Source organism: Gordonia jacobaea (assembly GCF_965344965.1).
Lineage (GTDB): Bacteria > Actinomycetota > Actinomycetes > Mycobacteriales > Mycobacteriaceae > Gordonia > Gordonia jacobaea.
The window spans coordinates 713017-725358 of the sequence record NZ_CBDRLS010000002.1; the positions used below are offsets into that span (position 1 = coordinate 713017).

Annotated in this window: 9 protein-coding genes; 3 read left to right on the forward strand and 6 right to left on the reverse strand. The window is 63.7% G+C overall.

The window, feature by feature from the left end:
• Nucleotides 1-8: 8 nt before the first annotated feature.
• The 4 genes from ACRVY7_RS09425 to ACRVY7_RS09440 form a co-directional block, all read right to left on the reverse strand.
• Nucleotides 9-1538: a long-chain-fatty-acid--CoA ligase gene (locus ACRVY7_RS09425; RefSeq protein WP_431816857.1), complete on the reverse strand. Its 1530-nt coding sequence runs from the start codon at nucleotides 1536-1538 to the stop codon at nucleotides 9-11.
• A gap of 67 nt (nucleotides 1539-1605) precedes the next feature.
• Nucleotides 1606-3135, reverse strand: a complete 1530-nt coding sequence (locus tag ACRVY7_RS09430; protein ID WP_431816858.1) for an aldehyde dehydrogenase family protein — start codon at nucleotides 3133-3135, stop codon at nucleotides 1606-1608.
• 41 nt (nucleotides 3136-3176) lie between these two features.
• Entirely contained in the window at nucleotides 3177-4241 is a 1065-nt protein-coding gene (locus tag ACRVY7_RS09435) for a 2Fe-2S iron-sulfur cluster-binding protein (protein WP_431816859.1), read from the reverse strand.
• Nucleotides 4238-5602 (reverse strand): NAD(P)/FAD-dependent oxidoreductase, encoded by a 1365-nt coding sequence (locus ACRVY7_RS09440; RefSeq protein ID WP_431816860.1) that lies wholly within the window; start codon nucleotides 5600-5602, stop codon nucleotides 4238-4240. Before ACRVY7_RS09440 ends, ACRVY7_RS09435 begins: the two co-directional genes overlap by 4 nt.
• A gap of 181 nt (nucleotides 5603-5783) precedes the next feature.
• On the opposite strand from ACRVY7_RS09440, the gene ACRVY7_RS09445 reads away from it, so the two are divergent.
• On the forward strand, nucleotides 5784-7028 hold the full coding sequence (locus ACRVY7_RS09445) for an APC family permease (protein WP_431816861.1): 1245 nt from the start codon (nucleotides 5784-5786) through the stop codon (nucleotides 7026-7028).
• Here the strand turns inward: ACRVY7_RS09445 and ACRVY7_RS09450 are convergent.
• Entirely contained in the window at nucleotides 6991-8298 is a 1308-nt protein-coding gene (locus tag ACRVY7_RS09450; protein WP_431816862.1) for a cytochrome P450, read from the reverse strand. The two genes, ACRVY7_RS09445 and ACRVY7_RS09450, sit on opposite strands and share 38 nt — an antisense overlap.
• Nucleotides 8299-8410: 112 nt before the next feature.
• Here ACRVY7_RS09450 and ACRVY7_RS09455 point away from each other — a divergent pair, with 112 nt between their 5' ends.
• On the forward strand, nucleotides 8411-9091 hold the full coding sequence (locus ACRVY7_RS09455) for a response regulator transcription factor (RefSeq protein ID WP_049700032.1): 681 nt from the start codon (nucleotides 8411-8413) through the stop codon (nucleotides 9089-9091).
• Here ACRVY7_RS09455 and ACRVY7_RS09460 read toward each other — a convergent pair.
• Complete coding sequence (locus ACRVY7_RS09460) at nucleotides 9008-10513, reverse strand: sensor histidine kinase (RefSeq protein WP_431816863.1); 1506 nt, start codon at nucleotides 10511-10513, stop codon at nucleotides 9008-9010. The genes ACRVY7_RS09455 and ACRVY7_RS09460 overlap by 84 nt on opposite strands.
• 154 nt (nucleotides 10514-10667) lie before the next feature.
• Here ACRVY7_RS09460 and ACRVY7_RS09465 point away from each other — a divergent pair, with 154 nt between their 5' ends.
• Complete coding sequence (locus ACRVY7_RS09465; protein ID WP_431816864.1) at nucleotides 10668-12341, forward strand: thiamine pyrophosphate-binding protein; 1674 nt, start codon at nucleotides 10668-10670, stop codon at nucleotides 12339-12341.
• Nucleotide 12342: the final 1 nt, after the last annotated feature.

Below are 12342 nucleotides of genomic sequence, written 5' to 3' on the forward strand. Positions count from 1 at the left end.
CAGCGAAGTCACTCAGCGCGTAACGCCTGTTTGGTCACCTTGCCTGTCGAATTGCGTGGTAGCGCCTCGACGATGACCAGGTCGCGCGGCTTCTTGTACGAGGCGAGTTGTGTGCGGCAGTGGGCCACCAGCGTCTCGAGATCAGGCGGACTGCTGATATCCACTGGCTCCACCACGGCCACCACGGCCTCGCCCAACTTCTCGTCCGGCCTACCGATGACGGCGACGTCACGCACACCGGGGTGCGAACTCAAGGCCATTTCGACCTCCGCAGAGTAGATGTTCTCTCCCCCGGAGATGATCATGTCCTTCTTGCGGTCAACGACGAAAACGAAGCCTTCGGAGTCGCGTCGGACCAAGTCACCCGAGTGGAACCATCCGCCGGCCATCGCTTGTGCGGTCGCTTCCGGATTCTCCCAGTACTCCGCCATCAGTCCCAGTCCGCGGTAGACGATCTCACCGATCTCACCGTGGTCAACGTCGTTCATATCCGCGTCGACGACTCGGACTGCGACGTTGAAGACGGGCCGACCAACGGACCCCTTCTTGCGCAACGCATCACTGCCTCGGAGCACACACGTGATCGGCGACATCTCGGTCTGCCCGAAGAGCGCGACAACCGACGCCGATTCGAAGACCTCACCCAATCGTTCGAGCAGCCACATCGGTGCGGGTGCCGCACCCCACCCTGCCACCCGGAGGCCTGCCCCGGATGTCGACGCCGACGGCTGCGTGCAAATCGCCTGCCACTGCGCAGGAACCATGAAGGTCGCCGTCACCCGCTCGGCTTCTATCAACGCGAGCACCTCGACCGGATCGAAGGCAACCGACGGGTGGATGACCAACGGTGTTCCGAGACGAAGCGGTCCGGTTGTCGTCCCGAAGCCGCCGATATGGAACAGGGGTGTGGCCGCCAGAACGACATGGCCAGGCGTCGACAACCGCCACGCATCGATCACGACGTCCGCCGTGGCAGCGAAGTTGTTATGCGTCAGCACAGCGCCTTTCGGCTTCCCCGTGGTGCCGGAGGTATACATGATGGCAGCCGGATCGTCACCGCTCACATCGTCGAATTCGACCTCCGGCCACGCTTCTTCCATGATCTGCGAGAACTGTTCGTCACAGGCCGACCCGACTGAGACCACGTCGACGCCCTGCGCTGCCTCGGCCGCGAAAACCGCATCGGAGAAGAGCGATTCGGTGATGACGACACTCGCACCCGAGTTCGTCAGTATGTAGTCGATCTCTGGTGCGGTGAGGCGAAAGTTGATCGGCACCGCGATAGCCCCGACACGCGCGCAGGCGTACATCGTCTCGAGGAACTCAGGCCGGTTGCCCATCACCAACGCGACGCGCGACCCCTTCGAGACACCGCGGGATACGAGCCACGATGCAAGCTGAGTGACACGTCGATCGAGTTCTCGCCACGTCAGTGTCTCACCGCCAAACCGGATGGCAGCGTCCTCGGGTCGAGCGAGGGCGTGAAACGTGAGCTGGGTCGACCAGGTGTTGTTGCGTAGAGTTTGCGATTCGGACACGGTGTGCCTTTCGGACGCATCAGCGAAGCTGAGTAGATCAGTTGGGATGAAAACAGCTCGGACAAGATCAGTGGGAGTACAGCCACCTGATGAGACGTGGCAGCAGCCGATCGAGCCAGCCAGGGCGACGCAGACTGAGCAGATTGACCGGTAACGCGAACCTCTGGATCGCCAGGGCCCTGGGGCGGGTGAACTCGTGCAACCCTTCAGGTCCGTGAATCCGTCCGAATCCGCTTGCGCCCCTGCCTCCAAGGGGGAGACTGGCTATCGCGGCAAAGCCGAGCACCGAGTTGACAGACACCTGGCCCGCGTCGATTCTCCGTGCGATTTCGAGGCCGTGACGACGTGAGAACACCGCTCCGGCGAGCCCGTAACGCACGTCGTTGGCCAACTCCACCGCCTCATCGACGGAGTCGACCGTTGTCACGGTCACCGTCGGACCAAATGTCTCCTCCTGCACAGCAGCTGCGGAATGCGGCGGGTCGAGCAGCACGATCGGCTCGATGTATCGGTCGCCGATGCTGTCGAGTCCGCCCAGCACGGGATCTGCACCACGCTCGATGGCATCCGAAACATGGCTCCGCACAACATCGATCTGCGACGGCATGGTCATGGGTCCGTACGAAGCGCCAGGCCGATCACCCGGCGTGACATTGTCCAGCTCCCGGCGCAGTGCCGCAAGAAAACGTTCTCGCACTACACGTTCCACGTAGACACGTTCGATGCCGACACATGTCTGGCCCGCATTGCCCATGGCGCCGAACGCAATCGACTCAGCTGCTGCGTCTATGTCGGCATCGGCGGCGACGATCGCGGCGTCCTTGCCGCCGAGTTCCATCACCACCGGAACGAGTGAGCGCGCGCATGTCGCCATCACCTTCTCGCCGGTCTTCGCCGAGCCCGTGAAAGCCAGCTTGTCGATCCCGGAGGTACAGAGCGCTTCTCCTGCTGCGGGCCCTCCGGTCACTATCTGCAGAATTCCCTCCGGCGCAGCGGGATTCGCGCGTGCAAACGCCTCGACGTACCACTGGGCAACGGCTGGGGTGTATTCACTCGGTTTGAACACCACCGCATTCCCGGCAGCAAGGGCCGTCGCGATCGACCCATTCGGGGTGTACAGCGGATAGTTCCACGGACCGATGACGCCCACGACCCCGAACGGAATATGATCGACCCGCGCGGCGAAGTTCGCCGTCAACAATCCGGTTCGACGACGCTGCGAACCGAGTACCTTTCCGGCATTCTTGGCCGTCCAACTGATGTGTTCAAGAGTCAGCATCAACTCGAGTGCGGCGTCGGGTTCCGGCTTACCGTTCTCGCGGTGGATCAGCGCGATGATCTCGGTCGAATGGGCGGCCATGTACTTGCGCCAGGCGGTGAGATGCCTCCGGCGCCCGTTGAAGCCCTGCGCGGCCCACCACGTGGCGGCACCCCTGGCCACAACCACGGTATCGCTGACGGCGGCCGCCTCCATGTCGGCTACAACCGCCACGAGCGCACCAGATGACGGGTCGTAACTCTCCAGCGTGTTCTCTGAAGCGCCCGCCTCTGTATCTTTATGAGCGTCCGCATCCACATGGTCATCTGCACGAGTCATATCCACCTGTTCCCTCCCGGCTCGGTTGACGAAAGCTGCAGTCAGGCATCGAAATCGACGCTGACTTCTCCACGCGGGTCCGTTGCCTGGCACGCCAAGATGAAGCCCTCCTCGACATCGTCGTCGTCAAGCGCATCGGTCACACCGCGAGTGACCTCGCCGCTGCGAAGCAGACACATGCACGATCCACACTCTCCTTCACGACACGAGTACGGAGCATCGAGACCTGCGGCCAATAGCGCGTCGAGCAGCACCACATCCGCGGGCCACCGCACCGACGTTTCGACTCCATCGAGGTGCACTTGCACAGTGCTCGTGTCCGCCGCGTCAGCGGCGTCGATCTGCGCGTCGAGGACGAACGGATCGCCGTCGATGGAAACGAACTCCTCCGTGCGAATCGTGAGCCCGCCCAGAGCGCTCAACGTCTGCGATGCGAGGCTCATGAATGGCGCTGGGCCGCAGATCATCGCTTGAGTGCTGGCCTCGGCTCGCGCCGCAAAACTCTCGATCGACGAAGCAGTCGGGAGCCCTGCGGCATCTTCCAGCCAGTGCTCGACGACGAGGCGTTCCGGATACTCGTCGACGAGTGAAGCGATCTCTTCGGCGAAGATTACAGATGCATCATCGCGATTCGCGTAGTACAGGTACACCGTCACGGGCGAATTCCGCAGTGCCGTCTTCACAATCGAGAGCATCGGCGTGATGCCGCTACCCGCCGCGAACAACAAAAGATCAGAATCAGGCTCATCGACGGTGAAGCGTCCCGCGGGGGGCAATACACGCAGTGTCATTCCAACGGACACGTTGTCGCACAACCAATTCGACCCATAGCCATCTACCGTCCGCTTCACTGCAATTCGCAGATGTTCGTTATTGGACGGCGCGCTCGCAAGCGAATAGCAACGTGCAACCGAACCAGTCCTGTCGCTCGGAATGCGAAGCGTCAGAAACTGGCCCGGGCGAAATCGAAGGGATGAGTGTGATGCGGGCGTAGCGTCGAAGGTAATCGAGACCGACTCCGAAGTCTCGTGCCGAACCTCGCGTACGCGCAACTCGACCCCCAGAGTCCGTGGCGTCCCGTCGACGGACGCAACCGTGTCAGTCACGCCACCGGAGTGGTTGTGTGCGCGACGCGTTCACGCTCGATCCCGTTGCGTACTATTCGCTTTCCCTGCCCGACGAGATCGCCCAGCACTGCACGGCGATCATTTCCCGGCCGCCGCAACGCCTTTGCAGTCATCTCCAAGACGGGGATCGCTCTGGTCATCTCCGCTGGCCTAGCACTGCGTGAGAACACGTCAGTGAATATGTTGGCGTAGGCGGAATCCCCTGCCGCCCGGTGATAGACCTCGTGTTCAATCGGTGTCGGGGGCTGCCCCTCGGCGAGCATGTTGGTCCACTGATAGATCTCGAGGCAATCGAGTTCACGCCGCCGGGCCCAACCGCGCGTAGCAGTATCCAGTGCGGCGACGTCGACGGGTCCTGCTGCACCGAGGACCGGGGCAACTGCTTCGCCCAGCAGTCGCCCATAGCGTAGGGCGTCTCGAATCCCCTGTGCCGTAACTGGATCCTTGAAGTGTCCCGCGTCTCCGGCCAACGCCCAGCCCGGGCCCGCCGCGGTGCGGAAGTACGACTCGATATCTGTGCACGACCGCACCCGCGACTTCAGTTCTGCTCCCGCCAAACGCTTTGCGAGACCAGGAATCGCCTCGATGCCCCGCAGATATGCATCCTGCGCCTTGCGGCCCTTGAACTCGGCGGCCATCGCAACGGGTGGTTGCAGCAGTGAGAGTAGATCGCCGTCGTCGCACGGGAACGCGGTACCGAGTAGCCCTCCGACACGCCACTGCGCCGCGATGTGGCGTAGTTCCGGTTGCGGGTCACTCCAGTAGGCGAAGAAGCATGCTCGCCCGCTTGGCTTGGATCGGTAGGGCTCAGTTGCTCTGACCTGCTCTGCGACGAAACTCTTGCGGCCGTCGGCGCCAATCACCAGCGGGGCGTTCACCACATGTTCGGTACCGGCCTTGTCGACGTATGTGACACCACAGACCCTGCCGTCGCGGCGGATGAGCTCGGTGGCACGGCATTCCTGCCTCATGTCGGCGCCCGCACGAATCGCAGCGTTGAGGAAGACCTCGTCAAGTCCCTTGCGCCGCACACACATCGCATAGTTGATGCCGTTATACGGCGTGTAGCCGACCTGCCATTCAATTCCCTCGAGGTCGGCCTGGGCAAGCGGCATCCGTGGGGCGCCGAGGGCTTCGACGCCCTGGAGGGCTCCGATGGCATGGATCTCCGCCAACGTGCTCGGCCACAGCAAATGGGTCGAGAGTGTGTCAGACGGGAAGGCGGCTGAGTCTATCCCGAGAACCTTCGCTCCGCGCTCAGCCAAAGCCACCGCAGCCGCGTTTCCCGCGCAGCGGGTGCCGATGATGATGGCGTCGAAGTTCTCTGTTGTGGGGTTCATGGTGCTCCTGACCCGGACGTGTGACCTTGGTGATTGCCACCATACGAAGGGCTCAGGGTGTTGCGAATCACCCCAAAGGGAGAACTTTCGAGTACCCCCTACGGATAGTCCGCAGGTCGCACGCCACCTGCCATTCACCTTCTACTGAGAGTCTCGACCATGCTTCGACCGCGCTCGACCCATGACTGAACCGTCGCTGCACCGCAGGCTCGGCATGTCCGACGCCGTGATCATCGGCCTCGGCTCGATGCTCGGCGCCGGGATCTTCGTTGCGCTGACGCCCGCGGCCGCCGCAGCCGGATCGGCGCTGCTGATCGGGCTGGTCATCGCCGCTGTTGTGGCCTACTGCAACGCGATGTCGTCGGCGCGACTTGCGGCCATGTACCCGGTCTCCGGTGGGACGTACGTCTACGGCCGCGAGCGCCTCGGCGACTTCTGGGGATACCTCGCCGGGTGGGCGTTCGTTGTCGGCAAGACAGCGTCGTGCGCCGCGATGGCGCTGGCCGTCGGACTGTATGCCTGGCCGGCGCACGCACACGTGGTGGCAGTCGCCGCTGTTGTCGCGCTCACCGCGGTGAACTACGTCGGAGTGCAGAAGTCGGCGTTGCTCACACGCGCGATCGTCGCCGTGGTGCTGATGGTGCTCACCGTCGTCGTCGTGACGACGCTCGCGTCCGACGCGGGCAGCGTCGACTCACTCGAGGTCGGCTCGGATGCACGAGTCACCGGAATACTGCAGTCCGCGGGCATCCTCTTCTTCGCCTTCGCCGGCTACGCGCGCATCGCGACCCTCGGCGAGGAGGTGCGGGAGCCGGCACGCATCATTCCTCGCGCGATCATCGTCGCGTTGGGGATCGCACTGGTCGTCTACGCGACCGTCGCAGCCACCGCTCTTTGGGCGCTCGGCGCATCGGGACTTGCCACGGCGACAGCGCCACTGGCCGCAATGACGCAGGCCGCAGGCGCGGGCTGGCTGACTCCTGTCATTCGGATCGGCGCCGCTATCGCAGCGCTCGGTTCCCTGCTCGCGCTGATCCTCGGCGTCTCCAGGACGACGTTGGCCATGTCACGCGACGGACACCTGCCACGAACGTTGGCGGAGGTTCACCCCCGATTCGGCGTGCCGCATCACGCCGAACTCGCCGTCGGTGCGGTTGTCGCTGTCGTCGCCGCGACCGCAGATGTCCGTGGCGCCATCGGATTCTCGTCGTTCGGAGTCCTGCTGTACTACGCGATCGCGAACGCGTCGGCCATGACACTTTCTCGCGTGGAGCGGCGCCCACCTCTCATCGTCTGCGCCGTCGGCCTCGTCGGCTGCGTGGTGCTCGCGTGCACACTCCCCCGCGCCTCGGTGATCTCGGGCGTCGTGGTCATCGTCATCGGTATCGCTATCTACGCGTGTCGCATCGCTCTCGCGCGTCGGTGACCGCGGCGCTGAAACCCACATTGGCTGTCAGTGCGACGTCGCGACGCTCGTAGTCGTCGGAGCCGACCACCCAGTCGAGCCATCGAATCATATGGTGAATCATCGTCGCCGCCTCCAGGTACGAGAAGTTCATGCCGATGCACTGGTGCGCACCACCGCCGAACGGCGCCCATGCCAACCGATGCCGTCGCTCCGCGTTCTCCGGCATGAACCGCTCGGGATCGAAGTCATCTGGGCGCGGCCATATTTCGGGTATCCGGTGATTGCTCGCGCTGACCGCGATGACAAATGCGCCCTTCGGGATGAAGTGGCCGCCAATCGAAGTGTCCGCAATCGCCGCACGGGGGATCACCGGCACCGGCGGGCGCAACCGCAGCGACTCCTTGAACACCGCCTGATAGATGTCGGACTCCTTCAACTCCGCTGCTGACGGCGCTTCACCCAGACGTTGCGCCTCGTCGACGACGCGCGCACGCCACCGTGCGTCACGTCCCAACCGATAGGCCATCGATGTCATCGCTATGGTGGCGGTGTCGTGAGCGGCGAACAGCATGAATCGCATGTGGTCGACGACCTGCTGGTCGGAGAGCTGCGAGCCGTGTTCGCCGCGTGCATGGCACAGCGCCGACATCAGGTCCGGGCCGTCGGAGCCGCGCCGCGCGGGCAGAAGATCGCTGAAGAACTCGTCGACGACGCCGCGCGCCCGATGTCCACGCGCCCACATGGTGCCCGGGATTCGAAACCGAACCAGCGCACTGCCCGCCTCGATGAGATCGACGAACGCCGCGTTCATCCGATCGGCGTCGTCGCGCGAAAGCTTCTCTCCGACAAACAGTTCCAACGCGACATCGAGTGCCATCGCTTTGAGTTCGGTACGCATGTCGACGTCTGGTCCGCGAGTAAATCGTGACGCGGCCTCGGCGGCAAGGGAATTGAGCTGATCCTGGTAGCCCGCCAGGCGGTCGGCGGTGAAAGCCGCCTGCATTATTCGACGATGCTTGCGGTGTTCGTCGGTGTCCATCAGCAGGATTCCGCGTTCGAAGAGGGTGCCGAGGGCAAATCCGTATACCGGCTCGTTGCGAAACGCGCGGTCGGCGTCGCGAACCAACTCGCCGAGTGCCTCGGGGCCCTGCACGATCACGATGTTGCGTCCGAGCACCGTGATGAAGGCGATGTCGCCGTAGTCGGCGCGAAGATTCTCTGCGAACTGTGCCGGGTCGGCCCGCAGCCGCAGCGCGGACTGCAGCGGAAGGGTTCGTGGTCCACGCACCGGGAGTAGGGTCGAATTGTTACGTGGTCGGGTCAGTGTGCGGTGACGCATCGGGGTCCTTTCTGATGGCGACGCCGGGAGCCGCGGTGCCTGAGCATCGGGGAGAAGGGCGATGTCCGACGTGCGTGTGTTGGTGGTGGACGACGACGTGCGGGCGGCCGAGACCATTCGTCGAGTGTTGGTCAGCGACGGGTGGAACGTGTCAGTCCTGCACAACGGCGCGCAGGCGCTACAGCGTGCCGTTGACGAGGAATTCGACGCAGTGGTGCTCGACATCATGCTGCCCGGTCTCAACGGCTATGAGGTCGTGCGTGAGTTGCGCAGACGATCGCAGTGGGTGCCGATCGTGATGCTGTCCGCGAAGGACGGCGAGTACGACCAGGCCGAAGCACTCGACTTCGGCGCTGACGACTACCTCGTCAAGCCGTTCTCCGTGGTCGTACTGAAGGCTCATCTACGGGCGGTCGCCCGGCGCGGTCAGCGCGAGCGGCCCGCGATACTCTCGGCGGGATCGCTGTGTCTCGATCCCGCCCAACACGTCGTCACGCGTCACGGGGCGCCCATTGCCCTGACTCCCCGCGAGTACGCGGTACTCGAACTGCTGTTGCGCAACCAGGGGCAGGTGATGTCGAAACATGCCATTCTCCAATCGGTGTGGGACGAGAACTACGACGGCGACCCGAACATCGTCGAGGTCTACATCGCCTATCTACGTAAGCGCATCGACGCCCCGTTCGGGATCGCCTCCATCCAGACGATCCGGGGCGCCGGGTACCGTTTGATCGCGCTGTGAACGGCTCCTGGCTTCTTCGGAACCATCGGACGAGTTTCCTAGTGGCAGAACCAGTTCGAACGTAGCGCCGCCGTGACTGCCGTCGACAACTGAGACCGAGCCACCGTGCGCCTGTGCGATCTCGTAAGCGATCGCCAGGCCGAGACCGGCTCCCGACGAATCACGCTGACGATCGACGTCGAGTCGCGAGAATCTGTCGAATATCACCGACCGCCTGTCGTCGGGAATGCCGGGCCCGTCATCGCTCACCGCGATGACGGCGTTCGATCGATCAGCTCGCAGTGAGACCCAGACCGCCGAGTCACAATGCCTGCTGGCGTTGTCGACGAGGTTGCGCACCGCGCGTCGAATCATCTCGCGGTCACCCGACACTCGTACGGGCATAACGTGTGCGGTCACCTTGGCCGCGTCCATCGCGCGTAACCGTGCGACCTCCTCGACGACGACGTCGTCGAGGTCCACATCGCCCGCCACGACGGTCAACCCCTGTTCATCGGCGCGTGCCAGCAAGAGCAGATCTTCTGCCATGGCCTGCATTCGACGCGCCTCGGGCAGGAGGATGGTGCGGACGGTCTCCACATCGATCGGCGTCGATGTGTCGTCGGCAAGGTCGAGCAACCCGACAAGGGTGGTGAGCGGGCTTCGTAACTCGTGCGACGCGTCGCCGATGAAACGGAGTTGCGATTCCCGCCCGCGTTGGAGTCGCCCGAGCATGCTGTTGACGGTGACCGCGAGTGTGCGGATCTCGTCGTCTGCGGTCGGCACGGGAACCCGCTGTTCGAGCTCGGTGGAGGTGATCTCATTGGCCTGCTTGGTGATACGCGAGACGGGCCGAAGCGACCGACCGACGAGCAGGTAGACCGCACCTGCCCCGAGTGCCACGATGATCGGCAGTTCGATCGCCATGAGCGTCGCGGTGGTCCATTCACTGCTCCTTATGCCCGTCGCCTTGTCGAGCGCGAGGATCGTGTACTCACGGTCGGCGTGGTACGCGGTGTTCACCGATGCGCAGAACTCGTCTCCGTACCCGGGGACGTTCACGTGGTCGGCGTAGCGCACCTTCGATTCATCAGCATTCGAGTCATCCGCGACCCGGATCGCCGTACGTGGTGCGCCAGGCGACGCGGCCACCACAACTCCCCGATCGTCGACGACCTGCGTGATGTCGATGCCCGCTCCGGGAGTCAGGTCGTCGGGATCGACCGCCGACACGCCACCACGGTTGACCGCGGTAGCGATCTGATACGCCTGACGCCCCGTCGCTCGGTACATCTGCGCTGTGTTCTCGCGATGCAGCATGAGGAGCATCACCGCGCCACTGATGGCCAATGCGACGACAAGTACAAAAGCCGACACGATCGTGAGTTGCTTTCGCACGCCGTAGCCGCCTACTCGTCTACGAATACGGGTGCGTACGTTCACGAGCTCATCCAATGGCCAAAGCTGTATCGATACCACGGTCGCCCACCGGAAGGTGACCAATGAGCTGTGGTCGTCGAGTGTATGCCGTTCGCGGCGGGAGCAACAGGTACCCGGTTTCAGCCAACCTTCAGGTGTCTGCGGGCACTCTTGCGACATGTCCAGCCGACGGAGCGTCGCTCTGCATCTCCTCGAAAGTGCGCGTCGACGTGGTATCTCCCACGCATTCGGCGTACACGGGGCCAACATCGAAGACATCTACGACGCCGCGTCCCGGCTCGGAATGCCTGCTGTCGTGGCCAAACACGAATTCGCAGCAGGCGCAATGGCAGACGGCCTTGCTCGGATGACGAACGGGCCGGCATTGGTACTCACAACCTCTGGCGGCGGAGCGATGAATATCGTTCCTGCGCTTGCCGAATCGTACGACAGCAGGGTTCCGGTGCTCGCCGTCGTCGGCGCTGCCCCCTCGTCGCTGACCACTCGCGGCGCATTCCAAGACATGCTCGACCCGCCCGACACGATCGACATCGTCGGGCTCCTCACGTCGGTGACCGGCCACGTCGAGTTGGTCGCAGACGCGAGCGAGCTCGAACCCGCGTTGAAGTCCGTGTTCGCCACTCTTGATCGCGGACTGCCTGCTGCACTTGTGATCCCCAAAGACGTCCAATCACAGACGATCTGGGACACAGGAGTAGACGCACACCACGAACCGGCAACACACTCGACGACCAGGAGTCCCACCGCGCTCATGGAGACTGCCGGCCGACTCGCCGACGCCGTCGGGCGTGGCGAGCGGATCTGCCTTTGGATCGGAGACGAGGCCTCCCGAACCCGCGCCGGAACGGCGTTGCGCCGCATCGCGTCTCGCCTTGGTGCGAGTGTCGTGGCCGCACCGGGAGGTGCCGACGCACTCGAGGACGTCGACGGCCATGCCGGCATCACCGGAGTAATGGGGCATCCGTCGGCACACGCCGAACTGGTGGCCGCGTCGATCTGCGTCAGCATCGGATGCCGGATGACAGCGACCGATCGGGGCGGGTTCGACGCGGAGCTTGCGGACACGGAGATCATTCACATCGGCATCAACGACGCCAGACCGCAACGCGGATCGTCGATCCTTGTCGACTCGCTGCCCAGTGCGCTCCGACTTCTCGATGAGTCACTCGCCGCACTTGGACTGACACAGGGCGCCGCGCCGACCGTCGACATCGATTACCTCGATACACCGGAGCTCCCGCACTCTGCGTTTCCGAGCCTACGCCAGATCATGAACACCGTCTCATCACACCTTCGCAGTGGCACAAGAGTTTTCGCCGACGCAGGCAACGTCGGCGCCGCAGCGATCCACTATCTCACTCCGATCAGTGACGGGAGATTCACCGTGGCCCTCGGTATGGGTGGCATGGGATATGCGATCGCGGCAGGAATCGGAGCAGCGATCGGCTCCGCCCATCAAGGGAGGGTGGTGATCGTCGCGGGAGATGGAGCATTCTTCATGCACGGCATGGAATTTCACACCGCCCTCGAATACGACGCTCCTGTCACCCTCGTCATCCTCAACAACGACGCACACGGCATGTGCGTCACCCGAGAACACCTCTTCTTCCCGGAGGCCGCCAGCGTCAATCGCTTCCGGCCGACGGACATCGCGGGCGGCTTGGCCGCCATGTTCGGCACTCGCACCGAGGTGCGTCATCCTGCTTCTCTCAGCGATCTCGACTCCGCGTGTGCCGACTTGTTCGCGGATACCGGACCGAACGTCATCGTCGTCGACTGCGATCCGGACGAAGTGCCACCATTCCAACCGTTTCTGCCGAAGGGACAATAGT

Bases quoted from the DNA above. Each gene is read 5' to 3' on its own strand.
- ACRVY7_RS09430 (WP_431816858.1), bottom strand. From the start codon at position 3,135: ATGACTCGTGCAGATGACCATGTGGATGCGGACGCTCATAAAGATACA.
- ACRVY7_RS09440 (WP_431816860.1), bottom strand. From the start codon at position 5,602: ATGAACCCCACAACAGAGAACTTCGACGCCATCATCATCGGCACCCGC.
- ACRVY7_RS09445 (WP_431816861.1), top strand. From the start codon at position 5,784: ATGACTGAACCGTCGCTGCACCGCAGGCTCGGCATGTCCGACGCCGTG.
- ACRVY7_RS09455 (WP_049700032.1), top strand. From the start codon at position 8,411: ATGTCCGACGTGCGTGTGTTGGTGGTGGACGACGACGTGCGGGCGGCC.
- ACRVY7_RS09465 (WP_431816864.1), top strand. From the start codon at position 10,668: ATGTCCAGCCGACGGAGCGTCGCTCTGCATCTCCTCGAAAGTGCGCGT.